We start from the raw sequence: 22,682 nt of genomic DNA, 5'->3' as shown, positions 1-22,682 counted from the left end.
TAGGCACGGAGGCCAACGTCCTCGATTCCTGATGACCTTGGTCCCCTTCGCAGCTGCCCTTCGACCGACCTGGTCGCCCTCCAGATCAAAAGCGTGAGAGCCGGCGTTCGACACGAAGGGGAACCATGACGGCCACGCGATCACGTTCGAGGCTTGACGCGGCAGGGTGGGCGAGCGCGACACCGCGCACCCGATGGCGCCGAGGTGCCCGTCCTGGTCAACCCCGCCGACAAGGGGTGGGAGATCGCCCGTCAAACGCTCGCACGCCGCCTCCCCTGAGCAGGAACCCTCATACTTCCGGCCGGTTCGAGTTTCCCCGCCTCTTGTTGGGCTAAGACAACACCCATACCGGACATGTCGGATTCGTGACGGCAGGGACGAGTGATATGGCGGGCATGGATGGATCGGTCAGCGACGCGCTGCTGAAGATGGGCCGGCATCTGCGGCCGGGTACGGTCTCGGCGGACCTGCGGTCGTTGTACCAGGTGGGCGGCCGGCAGTCGGACGCCTTCTATCGGGATCGGTGGAGCCATGACAAGGTGGTGCGCTCCACGCACGGGGTGAACTGCACGGGTTCGTGCTCGTGGAAGGTCTACGTCAAGGACGGGATCATCACCTGGGAGGCGCAGCAGACCGACTATCCGAGCGTCGGCGGTGATCGGCCGGAGTACGAGCCGCGTGGCTGCCCCCGTGGCGCGGCCTTCTCCTGGTACACCTACTCCCCAACCCGGGTGCGTTACCCCTACGCGCGGGGCGTGCTGGTGGAGATGTACCGGGAGGCCAGGGCGCGGCTGGGCGATCCGGTCGAGGCGTGGGCGGAGATCACCACGGACCCAGGCAAACGGGAAAGATACCAGGCCGCCCGAGGCAAGGGTGGCCTGGTACGCGTCACCTGGGACGAGGCCACCGAGATCATCGCGGCGGCGCACGTGCACACGATCAAGACCTACGGTCCCGACCGCGTGGCGGGCTTCTCGCCCATTCCGGCGATGTCGATGGCGTCGCATGCGGTGGGCGCCCGGTTCATCTCGCTGATCGGCGGCGCGATGCTGTCGTTCTACGACTGGTACGCCGACCTGCCGGTGGCCTCGCCGCAGGTGTTCGGCGACCAGACCGACGTTCCGGAGTCGGCGGACTGGTGGGACGCGGCGTACCTGATGTTGTGGGGATCGAACGTGCCGGTCACCCGCACGCCGGACGCCCACTACATGGCCGAGGCGCGTTACCACGGCCAGAAGGTGGTGGTGCTGGCGCCCGACTACAACGACGCCGCCAAGTTCGCCGACGAGTGGCTGGCCCCGCACCCCGGCACGGACGGCGCACTGGCCATGGCCATGGGCCACGTGATCCTCAAGGAGTTCTTCACGGACCGGCCGACGCCCGCCTTCGCCGACTACGTCAAGCGCTTCACCGATCTGCCGTTCCTGATCCGGCTGCGAGAGCGCGACGGATCATACGTGCCGGACAAGTTCCTCACCGCGGCCGACCTGGGTCAGGACGGCCAGGAGGCGGCGTTCGCCACGGTGCTTGTGGACGCGCGGACCGGCGAGCCGGTCGTGCCGAACGGCTCGCTCGGCTTCCGCTACTCCGACCAGGGGCAGGGCCGCTGGAACCTTGACCTGGACGGAGTGGACCCGCTGCTGACCTGTCTCGGGCCGGAGTCGGTGCCGGTGGCGCTGCCGCGCTTCGACGGTCACGGCGATGGCGTGCTGCAGCGCGGCGTGCCGGTGCGGCGGGTCGGCGCTCACCTGGTGACCACGGTCTACGACCTGATGCTCGCTCAGTACGGGGTCGCCCGCGAAGGGCTGCCCGGACGCTGGCCATCCGGGTACGACGACGCTGCCGAGCCCTACACCCCCGCCTGGCAGGAGGCGATCACCGGCGTGCCGGCCGCGGCGGCGGCCCGCATCGCTCGGGAATTCGCCCGCAACGCCGAAGAGTCCGGCGGCCGCTCCATGATCATCATGGGTGCGGGGACGAATCACTGGTTCCACTCCGACACGATCTACCGCTCGTTCCTGGCGCTGACGACGCTGACCGGCTGTCAGGGCGTCAACGGGGGCGGCTGGGCGCACTACGTCGGTCAGGAGAAGTGCCGGCCGATCACCGGGTGGGCGCAGCTGGCCTTCGGGCTGGACTGGTCGCGCCCGCCCCGGCAGATGATCGGCACCGCCTTCTGGTACCTGCACACCGATCAGTGGCGCTACGACACCTACGCGGCAGACGTCGTCTCCTCTCCGCTCGGCGAGGGCGCGTTCACCGGCAAGGCCACCGCCGACCTGCTGTCGCTGTCGGCACGTCTGGGGTGGATGCCCTCATACCCGACGTTCGACCGCAACCCGCTCGACCTGGCCGACGAGGCCGCCGCGGCGGGGGCCGACCCAGGGCCCTACGTGGCCGGGCAGGTCGCGGAGGGGCGGCTCGGCTTCGCCTGCGAGGACCCCGACGCGCCCGCGAACTGGCCCCGTGTGCTCACGGTGTGGCGGGCCAACCTGCTCGGCTCCTCCGCCAAGGGCAACGAGTACTTCCTGCGTCATCTGCTGGGCGCCGACTCGGCCGTCCGTGCCGACGAAGCCGCTCCCGAACAGCGGCCAGAAGGCGTCGCCTGGCCGCAGGAGGCGCCTCGGGGCAAGCTCGACCTGCTGCTGTCGCTGGACTTCCGGATGACGTCCACCACGCTGTTCTCCGACATCGTGCTGCCGGCCGCCACCTGGTACGAGAAACACGACCTGTCCTCCACCGACATGCACCCGTTCGTGCACGCCTTCACGCCGGCGATCGACCCGCCGTGGCAGACCCGCACCGACTTCGCCGCCTTCCACGCCATCGCCAAGGCGTTCAGCGGCCTGGCGAAGACCCATCTGGGCACGCGTACCGACCTGGTCGCCGTTCCGCTCCTGCACGACACCCCCGACGAACTCGCCACCCCGCACGGGCGGGTGCACGACTGGCGCGCGACAGGAGGGACGCCGACGCCGGGACGCGACTTCCCCAAACTGGTCACCGTCGAGCGCGACTACGGGGCCGTGGCAGACAAGATGACCGCCCTCGGCCCCCTCCTGGAACGGCTCGGCGCCACCACCAAGGGCCTGACGTTCGACGTCTCCGGCGAGATCGACCGGCTGGGCAGGATGAACGGCACCGTACGCGGCGGCGTCGCCGACGGACGCCCGTCCCTGGCCCGCGACGTCGACATGTGCGAGGCCATCCTGGCCCTGTCGGGCACCACCAACGGGCACCTGGCCGCGCAGGGGTTCACCACGCTGGGCCGGCGTACCGGGACGTCGTTCGACGGCCTGGCCGACGAGCACAGGCAGATCACCTTCGCCGACACCCAGGCCCGGCCGGTGCCGGTGATCACCTCACCGGAATGGTCGGGCAGCGAAAGCGGCGGGCGCCGCTACTCGGCCTTCACGATCAACGTCGAGCACCGCAAACCCTGGCACACCCTCACCGGTCGCCAGCACTTCTACCTCGACCACGACTGGATCCACGAGGCGGGCGAGGCGCTGCCGGTCTACCGGCCACCGCTGAACATGACCGCGATGTTCGGCGAGCCCGGCGTAGGAGAGTCCGGCGAGAACGGCATCACGGTGCGTTATCTCACCCCGCATTCCAAGTGGTCCATCCACTCCGAGTACCAGGACAACCTGCTCATGCTCACCCTGTCACGCGGCGGCCCGACCATCTGGATGAGCCCGGCCGACGCCGCCAGAGCGAAGATCGCCGACAACGACTGGGTGGAGGCCGTCAACCGCAACGGCGTCGTGGTGGCCCGCGCCATCGTCTCGCACCGCATGCCCGCGGGCACGGTGTACATGTACCACGCCCAGGAGCGGGTGGTGGACGTGCCCAAGAGCGAGACCTCGGGCCTGCGGGGCGGCATCCACAATTCGCTCACCCGGCTCCTGGTCAAACCCACCCACCTGATCGGCGGCTACGCCCAGCTGAGCTTCGCCTTCAACTACCTGGGCCCCACCGGGAACCAGCGCGACGAGATCACCGTGATCCGCCGCCGCAGCCAGGAGGTCGACTACTGATGCGTGTCATGGCGCAGCTGGCCATGGTGATGAACCTGGACAAGTGCATCGGCTGCCACACCTGCTCGGTTACCTGCAAGCAGGCCTGGACCAACCGGGCGGGCACCGAGTACGTCTGGTTCAACAACGTCGAGACCCGCCCGGGCCAGGGCTATCCCCGGACCTACCAGGACCAGGACCGGTGGCAGGGTGGCTGGGAGCTCAACCGGCGCGGTCGGCTGCGGCTGAAGGCAGGCGGCCGGATCAGGAAACTCTTCTCGATCTTCGCCAACCCGCTGATGCCCTCCATCCAGGACTACTACGAGCCCTGGACCTATGACTACGACCAGCTCTTCTCCGCTCCCATGCAGGCCGATACCCCGGTGGCGCGGCCCCGCTCGCTCATCACCGGCGAACCCACCAAGATCAGCTGGAGTGCGAACTGGGACGACAACCTGGCCGGCGGGCCCGAGCTCGCCCCGGCCGACCCCGTGCTGCGCAAGCTGTCGGATCAGGTGAAGCTGGACTTCGAGCGGGCGTTCATGTTCTACCTGCCGCGCATCTGCGAGCACTGCCTCAACCCGTCCTGCGTGGCCTCCTGCCCCTCGGGTGCGCTGTACAAGCGGTCGGAGGACGGCATCGTCCTGGTGGACCAGGACCGCTGCCGGGGCTGGCGGATGTGCGTGACCGGCTGCCCGTACAAGAAGGTGTACTTCAACCACCGCACCGGCAAGGCGGAGAAGTGCACGTTCTGCTACCCGCGTGTCGAGGTCGGCATCCCCACCGTCTGCTCGGAGACCTGCGTGGGCCGCCTGCGCTACATCGGCCTCATCCTGTACGACGCCGACCGCGTCACCGAGGCGGCCTCCGTTCCTGACGAGAAGGACCTGTTCGAGGCGCAGAAGAGCGTCATGCTCGATCCGCACGACCCCGAAGTGATCACCGCCGCCCGAGCCGCCGGCATCCCCGAGGACTGGCTGGAGGCGGCCCGCCGCTCCCCCATCCACCGGCTGATCTTCGAGTACGGCGTGGCGCTGCCGCTGCACCCGGAATACCGGACGATGCCCATGGTCTGGTACATCCCGCCACTGTCACCTGTGGTGGACGTGCTCGCGGGGACCGGGCATGACGGTGAGGACGCCGGAAACCTGTTCGGCGCCATCGACGCCCTGCGCATCCCCATCGGCTACCTGGCCGAGCTGTTCACCGCCGGCGATCCGGAGCCGGTGCGGGCGGTGCTGCGCCGGCTGGCCGCGATGCGCTCCTACATGCGCCGCATCAACCTGGGCCAGGATCGGGAGGAGTCGATCGCCACAGCCGTGGGAATGAGCGGCGAGCAGGTCGAAGGCATGCACCGGCTGCTGGCCCTGGCCCCCTACGACGAGCGGTACGTCATCCCCAAGGCCCACGCCGAGCAGGGCGAGCAATTGGAGGAACTGGCCACCGGCTGCAGCCTCGACTACGAAGGCGGCCCGGGTATGAACGGCCCGTTCGGCGAAGCCTCCGGCATGCCCGCCCCGGTGGCGGTGGAGAACTTCCACGCCCTGCGCGAGCGGCAGACAGGCGAGGACCTGGACGATGCCGGCGAACTGCACGGCCGCGTCAACCTCCTCAACTGGGACGGCAAGGGCACACCAGACGGATTGTTCCCCAGGAGGAAGAAATGAGCGCCGACGTACGTACCGCCCACATGGTGGCCTCGGTGCTGCTCGGCTATCCCGACGAACGGCTGTACGACGGGCTCGGCGTGCTGGCGGAGGCGGTGGACGGGCTGCCGGAGGGTGAGGCGCGCGAGCGGCTGTCGGCCTTCCTCGCCCATGTGGCCGCCACCTCTCCCGCCGAACTGGCCGCACACTACGTGGCGACGTTCGATCTCAAGCGGCGCTGCTGCCCGTACCTCACCTACTACGCCTACGGCGACACCCGCAAGCGCGGCGCCGCGCTGCTGCGCTTCAAGCACGCGCTGAACGCGGCGGGCTTCGAGCTCGCCGACGGCGAGCTGCCCGACCACCTGGCCGTGGTGTGCGAGCTGTCGGCACGCGGCGCCGTCCGCGAGGCCCGGCGGCTGCTGCTGGAGCACCGCGCGGGCGTGGAGGTGCTGCGCGCTGCGCTGCAGGAGGAACGCTCGCCGTACGCGGACGTGGTCGCCGCCGTGATCGCCACGCTGCCCCCGCCGGGCGCACGCGAGCAGGAGGCCGCGCTACGGCTGGCGGCCGAGGGACCGCCGGCCGAAGCCGTCGGCCTGGAACCGTACGCAGTGATGGAGGCGGGCCGATGAGCATCCTGCTCTGGGTGGTGCTGCCGTACGTGGCATTGACCGTGTTCGTGCTCGGTCACCTGTGGCGTTACCGCTACGACAAGTTCGGCTGGACCACCCGGTCCTCCCAGATGTACGAGTCACGGCTGCTGCGTATCGGTAGCCCGCTGTTTCACTTCGGCATCCTCGTCGTGGCGCTCGGCCACGTCGGCGGCCTGGTGATCCCCAAGAGCTGGACCGAAGCTCTGGGGATGAGCGAGGATCTCTACCACCTGTCCGCCGTCGTGCTGGGTACCATCGCCGGCATCGCCACCGTGGGCGGCCTGGCCATCTTGATCTACCGGCGCCGCACCGTCGGTCCCGTGTTCACCGCCACCACCCGCAACGACAAGCTGATGTACGCCGTCCTGGCCATCACCATCGCCCTCGGCCTGGCCGCCACCGTCGTGGCCAACATCACCGGCGGCGGCTACGACTACCGCACCACCGTCTCGCCGTGGTTCCGGTCGATCTTCTACTTCCAGCCGGAACCCGCGCTGATGGCAGGCGCGCCGCTGCTGTTCCAGCTGCACGCACTCAGTGCGCTGGTGCTGTTCGCGATCTGGCCGTTCACCCGGCTGGTGCACATGCTCACCGCTCCCGTCGGGTACCTCACCCGCCCGTACATCGTCTACCGCAGCAGGGACGAGGGACGGGCCGCCCGACGCGGCTGGGAGCCATCGCGCTGACGTGGAATCAGGCGTGACGGCCGCCACCTGCTCACCGTGGTGAGCAGGTGCGGGATCTATGTGGCGGCCAGCAGCGCCACGTGCGCGACGATCTGGAAGCGGTCGCCTGTAACCTGCGTGTAGGCCTGCGCGGCCGTCTGGCGGATCTCTTCTGCGAGCGCTGTGCTGATCTCGCTCAGGAACGACAGGTACACGTGCACCGTGTCGTCCACCTCCACGAGTCGTATCTGCGGACGCATGCCCGCGCGGCGCAGCAGGGGCCGGACCGCGTCAGCGACTGCCCGCAGAGCTGCGGGGCCGGTCGGCGACACCGCTTCCGCGCAGGTCTCGACCAGCTCGACGGGCTCGCATCTGGATACGATCTCCTCCAGCCCGGTCCCCGACGGTGTAGGCCCCGCCACCAGCACCGGGACCCGGGCGCGCAGGGCACACATGACCCCGGCCTCTCGCAGTGTGAAGGGGCCCGGCGCCAGCCTGACGTCGACGAGCAGGTCCACATCCCCGCCCGCCAGCGGGCAGCGACCGCCAGGAGCCATGCCGGTACACGGCGCCGGGGAGGGCGCCGCGCCTGGAGGGTGGCAGTAGGCCGTCTCGTGTCCTTCGAGGGCGAGTAACGCCCCGGCCACCGCACCGCCGGAAGGGTCCGACTCCGTCATCAGGATCCGCATGGGACCACCTTGTCGCCTGCCGTCACCTCCGGGCAGGGACCAAAGTCCTTGCAGCGGCGGGCGAGGGACCTCGCTCCGGCCCCAGCGACACCTTCCGCCGCAGGAGCCCAACGTCCTTGCCCGACGAAAGTCCCTGGCAGCGGCGTCCGGACTGGCCAGAGGGTGGGGTCATCAGCAACGGATGTGAAGAAGGTGCTCACGCATGAGGCACAGGCCCATCGCTCTTGATCCCGCCGACGTGCAGGTCAAGATCCGTGGCGGGTTCCGGCCCGCCGACATCCGGCACGCTCAGGAAACCGTGGCCCATCTGGCGCGGCTCGCCCACGAACCGGTGCTCGGCGCGAGGGTCAAGCTCGGCGCCGCGCCCGAGTTCGGCGCGGGACAACGCACGGCGGAGGCCGTACTGGATGTCCAGGGGAGACTCGTCAGGGCCCGGGCCAGCGCGGCCTCCGCTCGTGGAGCCGTCCAGCTGCTCGGTGACCGGCTGCGGACGCGGCTGCTGGAGAGCACCAGGGACTGGGAGAACCGGCGGGGGCGCCACCACGGACAGCGTCCAGCCGGGCAGGCCGGCGGGGAGAGGCAGGTCGTACGGCTTCTCGCGGCGGCCCGCGCCGTGCCCGACGAGGCTGTGGTGGACATGGAGGAGCTCGACTACGACTTCCTGCTGTTCACCGAGGACGCGACGGGCCAGGACAGCGTCGTCTACCGCACCGGCGACGGCTACCGCCTCGCTCAGCTCGTGCCGCAGGCGCATCTGCCGGCTCCGATGTGCGCGTCGATCTCGGTCAGCCCGTTGCCCGCTCCCCGGCTCACCGTGGAGGAGGCCATCGAACGGCTGGAGTTGACCGGGTTCGCGTTCGTCTTCTTCGCCGACGCGGACACCGGAGCCGGCCGCCTCGTCTACCGCCGCGCTGACGGGGACTACGGCCTCGTCAGCACCGTTCACGACGACTGACGTCCCCCGGATCGGACCGCGGCCCCCATGGCGTGAGCGGTGCCGCGGTCGTCCGGCATGAGCGGCAGGTAAAGGCCGTGCGTCGCCCGCAGATCAGTCAGCGTGTGTTCGCTCGGCGGTCAGGGCACGTACCGCGGTCAGGGTCAGGAGAACGGCCAGCGCGGCGGTGACAGCCAGCAGGCCCAGGCCGAGCCCGTACGAGCCGAGCCGGCCATAGATGAAGCCCATGACCAGCGGCGGCACGAAACCGCCCAGCCCTCCGGCCGCGCCCACCAGGCCGGTGACCGAACCGACCTTGTCGGCCGGGGCGACCTGAGCGACCAGCGCGAACGTGGCGCCGCTGCCCGCGCCCAGCGCCGCCGCCATGGACAGGAACGCGACCGTGCCCACCGGCATCAAGGGAGGTGTCAGCGCCTGGATCGCCGCCATGACGGCGACCACGGCGAACACCCCGGCCAGCACCCGTACCGGGCCGATCCGATCCGACGCCCACCCTCCGAGCGGCCGCATGAGGACTGCGAGCACCACGAATCCGGCCATTCGATAGGCCGCGTCCGCCTGTTCCAGCCCGTAACCAGTCTGCAGATAGGCCGGCAGGTAGACGGAGAAGGCGACATAACCGCCGAACGCGACGGCGTACAGCAGGCAGGCCTGCCACGTGATCGGCAGCCTGGCCGTGGTCGCGAGCCGCGCGATCAGCGGCTGCCCGGCCACGCTGCGCCCGGGCGCATCCCGAAGGATCAGCCATGAGACGACCGCGTAGACCGCGAGCACGACCGCCGTGATGACGAACGGCGCGGCAGCACCACCGGCGCGTACCAGCGGGACGGTGGTCAGCGCGCTGACGGCGGTGCCTCCCATGCCCGCGCCGAAGATCCCCACTGCGAGCCCGCGCCGCTGCGGCGGGAACCACGCACTGACGAACGGCACCCCGACAGCGAAGGCAGTACCGGCGACACCGAGGAAGAACCCGCCGATCAGCAGGGCGGCCAGCGAGGTCTGCCCTGCGACGCCGATGAACAGGACGGGCGCGATCGTGACGGCGGACACCAGAGGGAACATCACCCGCGCGCCGTACCGGTCAGTCAGCGCGCCCACGGGGATCCGCCCCAGCGAGCCGACGATCACCGGCACCGCCACCAGCAACGCCTGCTGCGGCGCCGAGAGGCCGAGCATCTCCTTGAATCGTGGACCCAACGGGCTGAGCAGGGCCCAGGCCCAGAAGTTCACCGCGAAGCCTAACGTCGCCAAGACCAGCATCAGCGCGGCCTGGCCATCCGCCTCGCTCGCCTGTCTCCTACCGGTCTCCGTCATCGAGCTCCGCCTCATCTCGAGGATCTCGCCGGCCAGGCACCGCCGTGGATCGCCGCGTGATCCTTCCCTGGTACCTGCGCACGATCATCAGTTTCCGGCCTCATACCCGTCCGCAAGCACCCAAAGCACGCAACTCGCTAGCAGGCTTCCCGGCCACCGCTCCCACGCTGCGCTGGACGCACGGTCCGCATGTCGCTTCCCGGCTTACCCGCCGCCCCATATATAGAACGTGTCGTAACACCCATGCTCGGCGGCCTGAGCACGATGATCCGCCGGTTGAGGACGATGGATGACACAAGGCCCTGCCAGAGGTGACTCGGGACTCCGCGAGTGCGGGACCTTCGGCCCTGATGTGGGCGCCGCTGTAACCGGAAGGCTGAAGTCGAGACCCGATAGAGAAAGAGAACCGTCATGCGCGCTGCCGTCGTCACCGCCTTCGACAAGCCCGTCGAACTTCAGGAGGTGCCCATACCCGAGCCGGGGCCGTCCCAGGTCCTCGTCCGCATCGAGGCGAGCGGGCTGTGCCACACCGACATCCACGCCGCCCACGGCGACTGGCCGGTCAAACCCGCGCTGCCGTTCACCCCCGGCCACGAGGGCGTCGGCGTCATCGAGGAGGTCGGCTCCGCCGTGACCGGCCGGGCGGTCGGCGAGCGGGTGGCCATCCCCTGGCTCGGCTACGCCTGCGGCACCTGCGAATACTGCGTCAGCGGCCGTGAGACCCTGTGCGAGTCCCAGCTGAACAGCGGGTACGCGATCAACGGCGGCCACGCCGAGTACGCGGTCGCGCACGCCGCCTACGTGGTCCCGGTGCCCGATGGCGTCGCCTCGGCTGAGGCCGCGCCCTTGACCTGCGCGGGCGTGACCACGTACAAGGCGGTCAAGGTCTCTGGTCTGCGGCCTTCCGAACGTGCCGCGATCTTCGGCATCGGCGGGCTCGGCCACCTGGCGCAGCAGTACGCGCAGATCTTCGGCGGCGAGACCATCGCGGTCGACGTCACCGACGAGAAGCTGCGCCTGGCCCGGGAGCTGGGCGCCTCTCACACGGTCAACGCCGCCGTCAGCGACCCGGTCGCCGAGATCGAAGCCCTGGGCGGGGCGGACGTGGCCATCGTGCTGGCCGCGAGTCCGCGCGTGCTGGAGCAGGCGCACGCCTCAGTGCGCCGCGGCGGCCGCCTGGTGCTGGTCTCTCTGCCCAAGGACAACACCATGAGCCTGCCCGTCTTCCAGACCGTCCTCGGTGGCATCAGCGTCATCGGCTCCATCGTCGGCACCCGCGCCGACCTGGCCGAGGTCTTCGAACTGCACGCCGCGGGACGCACCAAGGTCGTCTACGAGACGCGCAAGCTGGAGGAGATCAACCAGTCCTTCGACGACGTCCTGGCCGGCACCGTGCCCGCCCGCCTGGTCTTCCAGCTGTGACCTCTCCAGGACAAGACGCCGTGCCCGGCCCCCATCCCGATCGGGGCCGGGCTTCGGTTGTCCGGATCGGCCATCGGAGGCTTTCGAGCCTCGACCTCTTCCAGCCGGATCGTTCTCATGATGCATCTGCCCAGGGTGAGGGTCAGCCCGCCACGCCCACAGCTCATGCGGGCGTCCCATGCTGCCCATCCGCGCCGGCGACTTCAGCGCACGGACCCACTACGGGGTCAGCCCCAGCTTGGCCTCGATGTGCCTGGAGGCGCCCTGGTCGTACCCGTTGGGCCCGAACCGCAGCCGCGTGATCAGCATGGCGCCGATCCGGGAAAGGCAGTCGTCCAGGTGGTCTCGGGTCATCGTGCCGTCCTGACCACGGCGAGTGGGCACGGGGCGTGGTGCAGCAGCGCGTGGCTGACGGAGCCCAGTACCATCCCGGCGAACGTGCCGTGCCCGTGGGAGCCGACCACCAGGAGCTCCGCACCGGCCGCGGCCTCCCTCAGCACCTCGACCGGATGGCCGTGCACCAACTCCTCGGCGACGGTCACGTCCGGATGCCGTGCTCGAAGGTCGCTCAGCGCCTCCTTCAGCGCGCCCGGTCCCTCCTGCGCCACGGGGTCGAACCCCTGCTGGGCCCTGGCGTGCACGACTCGCAGCCGCCCACCACGCAGCACCGCCTCAGCGAAAGCGAACTCCAGCACCTGTGGCGAAGCCGGGGAACCGTCCACACCGGCGACGACCTCACCAGCCGCCGTCGAGGAAGTCTGGCGAACCACGACCACATCGCACGGCGCATGCCCGGCCACCCCGTAGGCGACCGATCCGACCAGCATCCCGCGCACTCCGCCGAGCCCATGGCTGCCCACGACCAGGAGCTCGGCGTCCCGCGCGGCCTCGATCAGGGCGGTGCGCGGGTCGTCGGGCAGGAACGTCGTCCGCACGCTGATCTTCGGCTGGTCGCCGCGCGCCCGTTCCTCTGCCGCCGCCAGCACGCTCCTGCCGCCCTCGCGCATCCAAGCGGCCACCTCGGCCAGCCGGCCGGCTTCCGTCTCGTACGCCCAGCGCGGCATCGCGTGCGCCACCAGCAGCGGCACCGCGCGCAGGGCCGCCTCCCGGGCCGCCCAGCCGACGGCCTCGAGCCCGGCCCGCGAGCCGTCCACTCCCACGAGAATCATGATCTCTCCTTCAGGTCAACGAAAACCCGCCCGCCCTGGAGGCAGGGCGGGCGGGTGGCCGGGGCGGCTACTGGAGCCACGGGGTGCGGCGGACGATGGGCAGGTTGCCGAGTCCGAGGGTCCTACCGGTGCCGGCCAGGGCCAGGCCGCCGAGGACGATCGCGTAGATGAGGTGGTCGTCCATGAAGGGGTTGGTGGTCAGGGGCAGCTCGGCCGCCCACATCAGGAGCAGCATCGCGGTGCCGGCGCCGGCGGCGATGCGGGTGCCGATGCCGAGCACGAGCGCCAGGCCGACTCCGGCCAGGCCGGCCATGAACAGCCAGTCCACCCACGCCTGCCCGGCCAGGCCGGAGAAGAAGCCGCCGAGCGCGTTCTCGCCGGTGCCCTTGAGGAACCCGGTCGTGGGGCTGCCGCCGTTGATCCAGGCCTTGGCCGCCGGGGTGGCGAAGCCGAAGCCGAAGGTCTTGTCCAGGAAGGCCCAGAGAAAGACCCAGCCGATCGAGATCCGGGCGACGGCCCAGACGTAGTCGACCGGGGTCTTGCGCTCCGCCTTGCCCGCGCTGGTGTGCATCACAGGCTTGTGGATGGTGGTGGCCATGGCGGGCCTCCCTTTCCTGTTCTGTCGTGCGTCCTTGTCTCGCCTCCATCACACCGGTTGCGGCCGCCGGCGCTCAGTGCCGTACGGCCCGGGGCCTGAGGACCTTGGTCCTCCCTTACGCCAGGATCGGACGGCAGGGGGAAAGGGACACATCGGCAAGCGGCAGCCGGCGCGGTGCCGTAGCGCCAGCCGGCCGAAGAAGCGCCAAGTCGTGGCGCTGTCCGTCGCTGCGCGGGGACCTTCGGCACCGAGGCGGGGCCGTCAGGCCCTCACCGCAGCCGGACCAGGTGCGGCAGCGTCGGTGGCAGGAGGTGTGTGATGTCCGTTTCACTCGCTACCGATCTCGGCGTCCGACGGCTGCTGGTGGCGGCCGGGCAGGCGCCGTCGGTGTTCAACACCCAGCCATGGCGCTTCAACGTGGTCCGCCGGGAGTTCGTCGAGATGTTCGCCGACCCCGACCGGCGGCTGCGGATCAGCGATCCGCGCGGCCGCAATCAGTACGTGAGCTGCGGCGCGGCGCTGCTCAACCTGCGACTGGCGGTGCGCACGTCCGGCCGGCGGCCAATGGTGTGGCTGTTGCCCGCGCCCGAGGAAGAGCCCGAGCTGCTGGCGGCCGTGCGCATGGGCGGGCCGCTGCCCGTCCCCGAGGCGTATCGCGAGTTGTACGACCTCATCCCCGTGCGCCGCACCAGCCGCCGGCCCTTCGCCGACCGTGCTCTGCCACGCGCGGTGCGGGCCGAGCTCCGGCAGGCCGCCATGCGGGAGGGAGCGGGGCTGGTGTTCCTCGACCGGCATGCGACGGTCGACACCCTGGACTGTGCCGCCATCGCCGAGGAGGAACTGACCCGCGACCACGACTACCGCGCCGAGCTGGCCGCGTGGACGATGCCGGGCGCGCGGTACGACGGCCTTCCGGGCTACGTCCACGGGCCACGCCCGCTGCGGGATCCGGCGCCTGTCCGGGACTTCGGGCGGCAGGAAGGCGAGGCGCGATTCGAGGAACACCCGCAGCTCGCCGTGCTGACCACCATGGGCGATCGTCCCGCGGACTGGCTGCGGGCCGGTCAGGCGCTGCAGCGGGTGCTGCTGGTGGCCGCCAGGCACGGCGTGTCGGCGTCGTTCCTGAACCAGCCGCTGGACCTGCGCGACATGCGCAAGCGTCGCGACCCCCACCACCGCCGAGGTCACCCGCAGATGATCATCCGGCTCGGTTACGGGCTTCCTGTGGCGCGCAGCCCACGGCGCCCCGCCGCCGAGCTGGAAGCCGCTTGAGGCCTGGAACGACATGGCTGGGTGTGGAATCCCGCGGGAAGGGGTGCCATACCCAGCGCCGATAGCGAGCGCCTGCAGCAGCGCGCGCCGCCAGGAAGTCCGACGCGTCCGAGACGTCGGCCCATGCCTCCACCGGATGGTCGATCCGCGTGTGCTCGACAACCGTCACCTGCGGACACTCCTTCTTCAGCGTGTAGCGCTGGCACTGCCTCGTGTGGCGGCGGCCCGGGCGGCTGCAGGTGCCGTGTCCCGCCTTGGAGAGAACCTCGTCGTCATCGGCCTTGGCTGTGACAGCGTCGTGTCCGGGACGACGGGCACCTGAGCCGACTGGGTCCATCAGCGCAAGAGTCGGGACCTTCGCCCGCAGGCAGTCGCGCGTGACCGCTGATGTGCTGGTCGCATGATTACTTATCCGGTGCGGGTCGAGGCTCGGCTCGAGGAACCGCTGAACCGTGGCCTCTGGATCGTGAAGTGGTTTCTCGCCATCCCTCACTACGTCGTGCTGAGCCTGCTGTGGATCGCTTTCGGCGTTCTCACCGTCGTCGCGTTCTTCGCGATCCTGTTCACCGGCCGATACCCGCGCGCGCTGTTCGACTTCAACCTGGGCGTGCTGCGCTGGACCTGGCGGGTCGCCTACTACACCTACGGCGCCCTGGGCACCGACCGCTACCCGCCCTTCACGCTCGGCGCGGCCCCGGACTACCCGGCCACCCTGGAGATCGACTACCCGGAACGGCTCTCCCGCGGCCTCGTCCTGGTCAAATGGTGGCTGCTGGCCATCCCCCACTACCTCATCGTGGGCCTGTTCACCAGCGGCAGCATCATCTCCTGGAACAACAGCCTGCCGGACGGCGGCGGCGTCCTCTACACCCTCGACTGGGGCGGTCTCATCGGCCTGCTGGTCCTCCTCGCCGCGCTGTCGCTGCTGTTCACCGGCCGCTACCCGCACGGAGTGTACGACCTCGTGCTCGGGATGAACCGGTGGGCGTTCAGAGTCGCGGCGTACGCCACGCTCATGACCGACGCCTACCCGCCGTTCCGTCTCGAACAGGGCGGCCATGAGCTGCCGCGGCTGGAACCGCCGCCCGCCTCGGCGCACACCCCGGCGCGGCACGGCGCCGCCTCCATCGTTGCCCTCGCCGCCGGCGCCGTCCTCGCCTTCGGCGGCCTCGCCACGGCGGCCACCGGCACCGGCGCCGCCCTGCTCGGGCAGGCCCGCGACGCCGACGGCTTCATCGGCATCGGCCCCCAGCGGGTGGCCACCTCCACCTACGCCCTCACCAGCGAGCAGATCACCATCGCCGGGCAGGGCGTGTCCTTCCTGCGCGACGGCGTGGGCCGCGTCCGCATCAGCGCATCCGGCACCCGCACCCCGCTCTTCCTCGGCATCGCCCGCCAGGACGACGTCACCGCCTATCTGAGCAACGTCACCCACGAACGGGTCACCCCGGAAGACATCGGTGGCGCCTACAACCGGTATCCGGGGGCGGCCACACCGGCTCCGCCCTCGGCCCAGACTTTCTGGGCGGCCACCGGCACCAGCACCTTGACCTGGGACGCCCAGCCCGGTGAGTGGACCGTCGTCGTCATGAACGCCAACGGCACCCCGGCTGTGGCAGCCGACCTGCAGGTGGCCGCCACCCTTCCCTGGTTGGGAGGGCTGACGGCCGGGCTCTTCATCGCCACGGCGGTCCTGCTGCTCGCCGGCACAGCGCTCATCCTGGTCGGCATCCGCCTGGCCACCGTCCCGACGTCAGCACCCGCACACGCCACGCCGACGCGTTGACGCGGCCCCACCATGGCTAGGGCCGACCGCCGCGATCTCTCCAACGAGGTTCCGCGTGAAGGCGCTGGTCCATCACGGACGAGGCCGGCGGGCTGGGGAGCAGGCTCCCGAGCCACAGCTCATCGGACCGACGGATGCGAGCGACCGCGTGGACGCCGTCACAAACTGCGGCACCGACCTGCGCATCCTCAAGGGCGGCGTCCCCGCGGTCGAATCCGCCGGACACCTGCACCCACGCGGACCGCCTCGTCAGCGCCGGCGACGACCCGGCCGCCGCTTGCGAGCTGACCCGGCGGGAATGTGGGCTCACCTTGGAGGCCGAGGCCCGGCACGGCTGGGCGGAGATTTCGCCGTAGGCCGGGCTCCGACGAAGCGGGTGATGAGCGGCCCTGCGATGGCCAGCACGAGCACATAGGCGGCTACCAGCGGCGCCAGGGTGGGCAACTGGGGCCCTGCCAGGCCGACGATGACGATGGAGAACTCCCCTCGCGCGATCAGCGCGGCGCCCGCACGCAGCCGGCCCCGCCGGCCCACCCCGTCGCGGGCGGCGGCGTAGCGCCCGGTGAGCACCTTGGTCAGCGCGGTGACCGAGGCCAGCGCCAGCGTGGCCGGCAGGACGGGCAGCAGGTCGGCGGGAGCCACCGACAGGCCGATGGCCACGAAGAACATCGCGGCGAACAGGTCACGCAACGGTGTGATGACGGCTCGTGCCCGCTCGGCCGTCTGCCCGGTCAGCGTTAGTCCGACCAGGAAGGCACCAACCGCCGCTGATGCGTGCACGAACTCGGCCAGCGCAGCCACCACCATGGTAAGCCCCAGCATGCGCAGCATCAGCTGCTCGTTGTCCGGGTGCGCCACGAGCCGGCCGATATGGTGCCCCCAACGGGAGGAGGCGGCGAAGGCGGACACCACTGCGCCGACCGCGACCAGCGCGCCCAGCACTGCCTGCCACCAGGTGCCGCCGGAGGCCAGCACCGCCAGCACAGGCAGGTAGGCCGCCATCGCGAAGTCCTCCAGCACCAGAACCGACAGCACCGACGGCGTCTCCCGGTTGCCCAGCCGCCGCAAATCCCCGAGCAGCCGGGCGATGATGCCCGAAGAGGAGCTGTAGGTGGCGCCGGCCAGCGCCAGCATGCCCACGCCGTCCAACCCCAGCATCCAGCCGGCCAGCGCGCCCGGGACGGCGTTGGCCAGCAGGTCCACCCCCGCCGACGGCAGATGATGGCGCATGCTCGTGGAGAACTCCGCGATGGAGAACTCCAGTCCCAGCGCCAGCAGCAGCAACACGATCCCGATCGAGGCCGCGGCCTGGACGAACTCGCCTGCGGCCGGGGCGGGCAGCACGCCGCGCTCACCGAGCATCAGGCCTGCCAGCAGGTAGAGCGGGATGGGCGACAGCGTCATGCGGCGGGCCAGGGCGGCCAGGAGGCCGAGGGCGGCCAGGATGAGGCCGAGCTCCAGCAGCAGCGCGATCGAGACGTGCACGCGTTCAGCCCTGGATGATCCGCGTCACACCGTCGATGCCCTCCTGGGTGCCTATCACCACGAGCACGTCATCGGCCCGCAACACCTCGTCCGGGCCCGGCGAGGCGATCACATCCGCGCCGCGCACGATCGCCACCACCGACACCCCGGTACGGGTGCGTGCGCGCGTGTGCCCCAGCGGGTGATCCACGTAAGGCGAGGTCGGCGTCACTGTCACCGGTTCAGAGCTCAGCCCTGGGATCTCCCGGGTCAGGTCGGCGAACCGCTCGGCGATCCGCGGCGCACCGAGGATCTGCGCCAGCGCCTCGGCCTCCTCCTCGGTCAGGCGAAACAGCGGCCAGCCCTCGTCGCGGTCATCGCCTGCGTAGCCGACCACCTCGAACTCACCCGTGCGCCGCGCCACCACGGCGATCCGCTCCCCCGCCTGGGTGGTGAACTCATACCGCAGACCGACGCCTGGCAACAGCACTTCGTTCACGTTCATGCAGCCATCATTCCGGCAGACCGGCGCCTCCTGCCGGATGCACCACCACGAACCGCCCATCGATCCGGGCGGGCGCATCTCCAGCCTGCCGATGCAATCGCCGGCCGCGAAGGACCAACGGCGGGCGAGACAGGTCCAAAGCCCCCCATCGACGATGTCTGCCACCGTGGATGCTCAGGGTGAAGCCGGTGCAAATGGGGCAAGGCTGTGCCTGGCAGTAAGCAGTACCAGGGAGGTACATGATGGCGATCAATGTGATCGTGGGATTTGACGGGTCTCCAACGGCCGCCGTGGCGATCGATGTCGGTGCCGCGCTGTTCCCGCAGGCACGTGTGTGGATCACCCATCTGTGGACCCCGCCGTTCGCCAGCGAGAGCCTGCGGCGGCGGCTGTGGACGGGCGCCGCCGAGCTCAACGCCTTCATCGCGGCAATCGAGCGCGAGGGGGAAGCCGAGGCACGCAGGCTCGCCGATCGGGGAGTCAGGCTCGCGCGCACCGCCGGCTGGAACGCCGAGCCCCTGGTGCGCCGCGCCTACGGCGGCGAAGGCCTGTATTTCGCCCAGCTGGCGCAGGAACTGGACGCCGACCTGGTTCTGGTCGGATCGCGTGGCCTCGGTGGCGCCCAAGCGGTCCTGGGCAGCGTTTCGGACATGGTGGTGCACTACACGCCCCGCCCCGTCCTCGTCGTGCCGCATCCCTTGCTGTCCGCTGAGCAGGCGGCGCTGGAGAGCGGGCCGGCGCTCATCGGCTGGGACGGATCACCCGGCGCAGAAGCCGCCCTCGCGGCGACGCAGGAGCTGTTCCCGGGACGGGACCTGGCGATCGTCTGCGTGGACGGCGCTGACATCCCCTCGCCCTCGGGCAGCCTGCCGCAGAGCGGCGGCATCACCCTGGAGCGGCTGGACGTCGCCAGCGGCTCCGGCACGCCTGGACGCGCTGTGGCCGAGGCGCTCAGCGCGTGCGGCCGCAGCCGGGACGCGTCCGTCCTGGTCGTCGGGTCACGGGGGCGTTCAGCGGCACGCGAGATCCTCATGGGCAGCGTCGCGATGGCCACCTTGCACCACGCCCACCGGCCGGTCATGGTCGTGCCCCGGCCCGACCAAGAACGCGAGTGAGCTTCGGTCCCACGTGAGGACAGGCCGCGGCAAGCTCCGCGTTCCGGGCCGCTGATGCTCCTTCATCACTGCAGAATCGCTCGCCCGCGTCGTGTTCAGGGCGCCGGTGGCACCGCCAGGCGCCCTGTCGCCTACGGTCGTTGGGCCGCGTGCCTCAGCAGGGTCACGAGATGCACGACCGCCGCGATGGCCGTGAGGGCGATGGCCACGATCACCACCGTACGGACGATGAGCGCCCAGTCGACGGTGGGGTCGTCGAAGGCGAACGGGAAGACCCGCAGGATCTGGGCCAGAGCCGTGAGGCTGATCAGCGTGGTCGCCAGGTCCCCTGCCGACCTCATCCAGCGCGGGTCGTGGGCCAGGAAGATCGTGTTGGTGATGAGCGCCGCGATCAGTGAGAGGTTGACCAGTGGCAGCACCCGCAGGGTATCGGGGGTGAGGAAGGGTACGGCTTGCCAGCCGGGGTGGGCGTTGATGGCATACAGCAGGGTCCCGTCGATGACAGCGGCGATGGTGTAGCCGGTGCGACGAGCGACGGCCGGACGGCGTGCCGGCGGGTGGATCTCCATCCTGAACCTCCAATGGCCTTCAGGAGGGCTGTTGATCTACCGTCACGCTATGTACGCAGCCTGTGGGGAGGCAGGGGCGAAGGTCGGCTCGAAGGGGCCGAAAGGCCCTTCCATGGATTCTTCCGCAGTGTGTGCTTCCGGCCCTCAGGGAAAGGACCAACGTCCCTGTTGGCTGCACCTGGGTTCGCGAACAGTAGGGCGCGGACACATTCGAGCGATCGTTCATCGGCCGGGAGATCACGGCGAGTACGGAGGACATGACAGTGATGCCTTTGTCTGGGCTGACGTCAGCGGAGGCGGCCTCGCGGCTCGCACGCGACGGCGCCAACCTGCTTCCGCAGAAGCCGCCCGTGCCCTTGTGGCGGCGCATCGCCTCCCAACTGCGCGACCCGCTCATCATCGTCCTGCTCATCGCGGCAGTGCTGACCATCACGACGGGTGACTGGGCCGACGCGGCCGTGATCATGCTGGTAATCGTGGTCAACACCACCGTCGGAGTGGTGCAGGAGGTCCGGGCCGACCGCGCCATCACGGCCCTGGCACAGCTCGCCAGCCCGGAGGCACGCGTGGTGCGCGACGGCCGCCAGCAGCAGATCCCCTCCAGCGACGTCGTGGTGGGAGACCTGCTGATCCTGGCCGAGGGCGACGTCGTCCCCGCCGACGCCAACGTGCACGAGTCGGCGGCACTGCTCGTCGACGAGTCGGCGCTGACGGGCGAGTCGGTGCCGGTGGACAAGGGCATCGACGCGCCGGTCTCGTCCGGCACCGTAGTGCTCCGCGGGCGCGGGCGGGCGGAGGTCACCGCCATCGGGGCGGCCAGCGCGAGCGGCCGCATCGCCTCCCTGATGGTCAAGGGGGCTCGGCTCACCCCGCTGCAACGCCGCCTGGTGGGAGTCGGCCGGCTCCTGGCCGGCGTCGCCGTGCTGCTGTCGGCGGTGGTCATGGCCCTGGGACTGGTGCGCGGCCAGCCGGTGGAACTGATGGTGATCACCGCCATCAGCCTGGTCGTCGCCGCCGTCCCCGAGTCCCTGCCCGCCGTCGTGACGCTGAGCCTGGCGCTGGGCGCACGCCGGATGGCCACCCGCAACGCCCTCGTCCGCAAGCTGCCCGCGGTGGAGACCCTCGGCTCGGTGACCGCCCTGGCCACCGACAAGACCGGCACCCTCACCGAGGGTCGGATGGTCGCCCGCCACCTGTGGACGCCGGCGGCACAGGCCACGGTCAGCGGCACCGGCTACGCCCCCGAGGGCCAGATCAGCAGCGACCATGACCCCGGCGCCTTCAACGCGCTGCTGACGGCGGCGGTGCTCTGCAACGACGCCCGGCTCTCACCCCCGCACGACGCCGACGGCGAGTGGACGGCGCTGGGCGACCCCACCGAGGCGGCCCTGCTCGCCGCCGCCGCCAAGCTCGGCCTCGACCGCAAGGACGTGCAGACCCGCCTTCCCCGCCTGGCCGAGCAGCCCTTCGACAGCGACCGCAAGCGCATGAGCACCGTGCACCAACTGCCCGGCGGCGGCGCACGCCTGATCTGCAAAGGCGCGCCCGAAGCCCTGCTCCACCACCCCGTCCTGATCGACCAGCCGGATCTGCTCGCCCGCGCCGCCGCACAGGCCGACCAGTTCGCCCGAGCCGGATACCGGGTCCTCGCGGTGGCAAGCACCGATCTCGACGCCGCACCGGCCACGATCCAGGAGAACGGCCTGTCGCTGCTCGGCCTGATCGCGATCCTGGACCCGCCACGCCCGGCCGCCGCCACCGCCGTCGCCGACTGCAAGCGAGCCGGCATCAAACCCATCCTCATCACCGGAGACCACCCCGGTACCGCCCGCGCCATCGCCACCGAGCTGGGCATCATCGCCGACGGCGACCGGGTCGTCGACTGCCGCGAACCCGGCGCCCTCGACCACGGCCAGGCCGGCGTCTACGCCCGCGCCACCCCTGAGCAGAAGCTCGACATCATCCAAAGCCTGCAGAACCAGGGCGGCGTCCTGGCCATGACCGGCGACGGGGTCAACGACGGCCCTGCCCTGCGCCGCGCCGACATCGGCGTGGCCATGGGCCGACGCGGCACCGAAGTGGCGCGGCAGGCGGCCGACCTGGTCCTCGCCGACGACAACCTGGACACCGTTGTCGCGGCCGTCGAGGAGGGCCGCCGGGTGTACGCCAACATCCGCCGCTTCCTGGTCTACGGCCTGTCCGGCGGCGCGGCCGAGATCGCCGTGATGTTGCTGGGCCCGTTCGTCGGGCTCCCGCTCCCTCTGCTCCCCGCCCAGATCCTGTGGATCAACCTGCTCACCCACGGGCTGCCCGGCGTGGCCCTGGGCGGCGAGCCGACCGTGCCGGGAGCCATGGCCGATCCGCCCCGGCCGCCCAGTCAGAGCATCCTCGGCGCGGGCCTGTGGCAACGCGTCATCCGGATCGCCGTCGTGCTCACCGCCGTCACCCTCGGCGTCGCCGTCTGGGCCGCAGCGACCGGACGACCCTGGCAGAGCATGGCCTTCTTCGCCCTCGGCGCCACTCAGCTCGGCGTCGCGCTCGGCTCCCGCACCCGGCCAGGGACCCTGGCCAACCCCATGCTGCTGCTCGCCGTCGCCGGCGCGTTCGTCCTGCAACTAGCGGCCCTGTACCTGCCGCCACTGCGCCAGCTCCTCGGCACCCAGCCACTGAACGCCGGCGACCTGCTGATCGTCACCGCGCTGTCCGTACTCGGCTACGCCGCTGCACGCCTCGACCGGATCCTGCACCCCTCCCCCCGCCCGCAAGGATCTCAGCCTGCGGTCACCACCACCGAGGGCGATCGGCGGTCGTCACGGGCCTTTCGTCCCTAACCAGTCGGAC

General features: G+C 70.6%; 18 protein-coding genes. 10 read left to right on the top strand and 8 right to left on the bottom strand.

The window, feature by feature from the left end; translation table 11 throughout:
- The first annotated feature begins 386 nt into the window (after nucleotides 1–386).
- The 4 genes from AB0K28_RS20335 to narI are packed head-to-tail and all read left to right on the top strand — an operon-like array spanning nucleotide 387 to nucleotide 7,004.
- Nucleotides 387–4,040 carry a nitrate reductase subunit alpha gene (locus tag AB0K28_RS20335; protein ID WP_364372082.1) on the top strand — a complete coding sequence of 1,218 codons (3,654 nt, stop codon included), beginning with the start codon at nucleotides 387–389 and terminating at the stop codon, nucleotides 4,038–4,040.
- On the top strand, nucleotides 4,040–5,686 hold the full coding sequence (gene narH / locus AB0K28_RS20330; RefSeq protein ID WP_364372079.1) for a nitrate reductase subunit beta: 1,647 nt from the start codon (nucleotides 4,040–4,042) through the stop codon (nucleotides 5,684–5,686). Before AB0K28_RS20335 ends, narH begins: the two co-directional genes overlap by 1 nt.
- Nucleotides 5,683–6,297 carry a nitrate reductase molybdenum cofactor assembly chaperone gene (narJ, locus tag AB0K28_RS20325; protein ID WP_364372076.1) on the top strand — a complete coding sequence of 205 codons (615 nt, stop codon included), beginning with the start codon at nucleotides 5,683–5,685 and terminating at the stop codon, nucleotides 6,295–6,297. Before narH ends, narJ begins: the two co-directional genes overlap by 4 nt.
- On the top strand, nucleotides 6,294–7,004 hold the full coding sequence (narI, locus tag AB0K28_RS20320) for a respiratory nitrate reductase subunit gamma (protein ID WP_364372073.1): 711 nt from the start codon (nucleotides 6,294–6,296) through the stop codon (nucleotides 7,002–7,004). The genes narJ and narI overlap by 4 nt, the downstream gene beginning before the upstream one ends.
- A 56-nt stretch (nucleotides 7,005–7,060) precedes the next feature.
- Here narI and AB0K28_RS20315 read toward each other — a convergent pair whose 3' ends face one another.
- On the bottom strand, nucleotides 7,061–7,672 hold the full coding sequence (locus AB0K28_RS20315) for a hypothetical protein (protein WP_364372070.1): 612 nt from the start codon (nucleotides 7,670–7,672) through the stop codon (nucleotides 7,061–7,063).
- A gap of 202 nt (nucleotides 7,673–7,874) precedes the next feature.
- Between AB0K28_RS20315 and AB0K28_RS20310 the strand changes: the two genes are divergently transcribed.
- Nucleotides 7,875–8,627, top strand: a complete 753-nt coding sequence (locus AB0K28_RS20310; RefSeq protein ID WP_364372067.1) for a sigma 54 modulation/S30EA ribosomal C-terminal domain-containing protein — start codon at nucleotides 7,875–7,877, stop codon at nucleotides 8,625–8,627.
- A gap of 93 nt (nucleotides 8,628–8,720) precedes the next feature.
- Here the strand turns inward: AB0K28_RS20310 and AB0K28_RS20305 are convergent, their stop codons facing one another.
- Complete coding sequence (locus AB0K28_RS20305) at nucleotides 8,721–9,941, bottom strand: MFS transporter (protein ID WP_364372064.1); 1,221 nt, start codon at nucleotides 9,939–9,941, stop codon at nucleotides 8,721–8,723.
- 411 nt (nucleotides 9,942–10,352) lie between these two features.
- Between AB0K28_RS20305 and AB0K28_RS20300 the strand changes: the two genes are divergently transcribed.
- The gene (locus AB0K28_RS20300) at nucleotides 10,353–11,363 is read left to right on the top strand and encodes a zinc-dependent alcohol dehydrogenase (protein WP_364372061.1); all 1,011 of its coding nucleotides are present in this window, start codon (nucleotides 10,353–10,355) and stop codon (nucleotides 11,361–11,363) included.
- Between the two features lie 219 nt (nucleotides 11,364–11,582).
- Here AB0K28_RS20300 and AB0K28_RS20295 read toward each other — a convergent pair whose 3' ends face one another.
- The 3 genes from AB0K28_RS20295 to AB0K28_RS20285 all read right to left on the bottom strand — a co-directional run bounded on the left by AB0K28_RS20295 (nucleotide 11,583) and on the right by AB0K28_RS20285 (nucleotide 13,130).
- Entirely contained in the window at nucleotides 11,583–11,717 is a 135-nt protein-coding gene (locus AB0K28_RS20295) for a hypothetical protein (protein WP_364372058.1), read from the bottom strand.
- Entirely contained in the window at nucleotides 11,714–12,532 is an 819-nt protein-coding gene (locus AB0K28_RS20290; RefSeq protein WP_364372055.1) for a universal stress protein, read from the bottom strand. The genes AB0K28_RS20295 and AB0K28_RS20290 overlap by 4 nt, the downstream gene beginning before the upstream one ends.
- 67 nt (nucleotides 12,533–12,599) lie before the next feature.
- The gene (locus AB0K28_RS20285; protein WP_364372052.1) at nucleotides 12,600–13,130 is read right to left on the bottom strand and encodes a hypothetical protein; all 531 of its coding nucleotides are present in this window, start codon (nucleotides 13,128–13,130) and stop codon (nucleotides 12,600–12,602) included.
- Between the two features lie 318 nt (nucleotides 13,131–13,448).
- Between AB0K28_RS20285 and AB0K28_RS20280 the strand changes: the two genes are divergently transcribed.
- Both AB0K28_RS20280 and AB0K28_RS20275 read left to right on the top strand, forming a co-directional pair.
- Entirely contained in the window at nucleotides 13,449–14,402 is a 954-nt protein-coding gene (locus AB0K28_RS20280) for a hypothetical protein (RefSeq protein WP_364372049.1), read from the top strand.
- 466 nt (nucleotides 14,403–14,868) lie between these two features.
- Entirely contained in the window at nucleotides 14,869–16,188 is a 1,320-nt protein-coding gene (locus tag AB0K28_RS20275; RefSeq protein ID WP_364372046.1) for a DUF4389 domain-containing protein, read from the top strand.
- Between the two features lie 306 nt (nucleotides 16,189–16,494).
- Here the strand turns inward: AB0K28_RS20275 and AB0K28_RS20270 are convergent, their stop codons facing one another.
- Both AB0K28_RS20270 and AB0K28_RS20265 read right to left on the bottom strand, forming a co-directional pair.
- On the bottom strand, nucleotides 16,495–17,673 hold the full coding sequence (locus AB0K28_RS20270) for a cation:proton antiporter (RefSeq protein ID WP_364372043.1): 1,179 nt from the start codon (nucleotides 17,671–17,673) through the stop codon (nucleotides 16,495–16,497).
- 4 nt (nucleotides 17,674–17,677) lie between these two features.
- Complete coding sequence (locus tag AB0K28_RS20265) at nucleotides 17,678–18,322, bottom strand: cation:proton antiporter regulatory subunit (protein WP_364372040.1); 645 nt, start codon at nucleotides 18,320–18,322, stop codon at nucleotides 17,678–17,680.
- 74 nt (nucleotides 18,323–18,396) lie between these two features.
- Between AB0K28_RS20265 and AB0K28_RS20260 the strand changes: the two genes are divergently transcribed.
- Complete coding sequence (locus AB0K28_RS20260; protein WP_364372037.1) at nucleotides 18,397–19,272, top strand: universal stress protein; 876 nt, start codon at nucleotides 18,397–18,399, stop codon at nucleotides 19,270–19,272.
- 131 nt (nucleotides 19,273–19,403) lie between these two features.
- On the opposite strand, the gene AB0K28_RS20255 is transcribed toward AB0K28_RS20260, so the two are convergent.
- Complete coding sequence (locus tag AB0K28_RS20255) at nucleotides 19,404–19,841, bottom strand: hypothetical protein (RefSeq protein WP_364372034.1); 438 nt, start codon at nucleotides 19,839–19,841, stop codon at nucleotides 19,404–19,406.
- Between the two features lie 272 nt (nucleotides 19,842–20,113).
- On the opposite strand from AB0K28_RS20255, the gene AB0K28_RS20250 reads away from it, so the two are divergent.
- Entirely contained in the window at nucleotides 20,114–22,672 is a 2,559-nt protein-coding gene (locus AB0K28_RS20250; protein ID WP_364372031.1) for a cation-transporting P-type ATPase, read from the top strand.
- The last annotated feature ends 10 nt before the right edge of the window (nucleotides 22,673–22,682 follow it).

This window comes from Nonomuraea sp. NPDC049504 (assembly GCF_040676845.1).
GTDB lineage: Bacteria > Actinomycetota > Actinomycetes > Streptosporangiales > Streptosporangiaceae > Nonomuraea > Nonomuraea salmonea.
This window is presented reverse-complemented; position numbering and strand designations above follow the sequence as displayed.

Excerpts from the sequence above, each read along its gene's own strand:
- AB0K28_RS20335 (WP_364372082.1), top strand. The coding sequence starts at position 387 with ATGGCGGGCATGGATGGATCGGTCAGCGACGCGCTGCTGAAGATGGGC.
- narH (WP_364372079.1), top strand. The coding sequence starts at position 4,040 with ATGCGTGTCATGGCGCAGCTGGCCATGGTGATGAACCTGGACAAGTGC.
- narJ (WP_364372076.1), top strand. The coding sequence starts at position 5,683 with ATGAGCGCCGACGTACGTACCGCCCACATGGTGGCCTCGGTGCTGCTC.
- narI (WP_364372073.1), top strand. The coding sequence starts at position 6,294 with ATGAGCATCCTGCTCTGGGTGGTGCTGCCGTACGTGGCATTGACCGTG.
- AB0K28_RS20315 (WP_364372070.1), bottom strand. The coding sequence starts at position 7,672 with ATGCGGATCCTGATGACGGAGTCGGACCCTTCCGGCGGTGCGGTGGCC.
- AB0K28_RS20310 (WP_364372067.1), top strand. The coding sequence starts at position 7,875 with ATGAGGCACAGGCCCATCGCTCTTGATCCCGCCGACGTGCAGGTCAAG.
- AB0K28_RS20305 (WP_364372064.1), bottom strand. The coding sequence starts at position 9,941 with ATGACGGAGACCGGTAGGAGACAGGCGAGCGAGGCGGATGGCCAGGCC.
- AB0K28_RS20300 (WP_364372061.1), top strand. The coding sequence starts at position 10,353 with ATGCGCGCTGCCGTCGTCACCGCCTTCGACAAGCCCGTCGAACTTCAG.
- AB0K28_RS20295 (WP_364372058.1), bottom strand. The coding sequence starts at position 11,717 with ATGACCCGAGACCACCTGGACGACTGCCTTTCCCGGATCGGCGCCATG.
- AB0K28_RS20290 (WP_364372055.1), bottom strand. The coding sequence starts at position 12,532 with ATGATTCTCGTGGGAGTGGACGGCTCGCGGGCCGGGCTCGAGGCCGTC.
- AB0K28_RS20285 (WP_364372052.1), bottom strand. The coding sequence starts at position 13,130 with ATGGCCACCACCATCCACAAGCCTGTGATGCACACCAGCGCGGGCAAG.
- AB0K28_RS20280 (WP_364372049.1), top strand. The coding sequence starts at position 13,449 with ATGTCCGTTTCACTCGCTACCGATCTCGGCGTCCGACGGCTGCTGGTG.
- AB0K28_RS20260 (WP_364372037.1), top strand. The coding sequence starts at position 18,397 with ATGATGGCGATCAATGTGATCGTGGGATTTGACGGGTCTCCAACGGCC.
- AB0K28_RS20255 (WP_364372034.1), bottom strand. The coding sequence starts at position 19,841 with ATGGAGATCCACCCGCCGGCACGCCGTCCGGCCGTCGCTCGTCGCACC.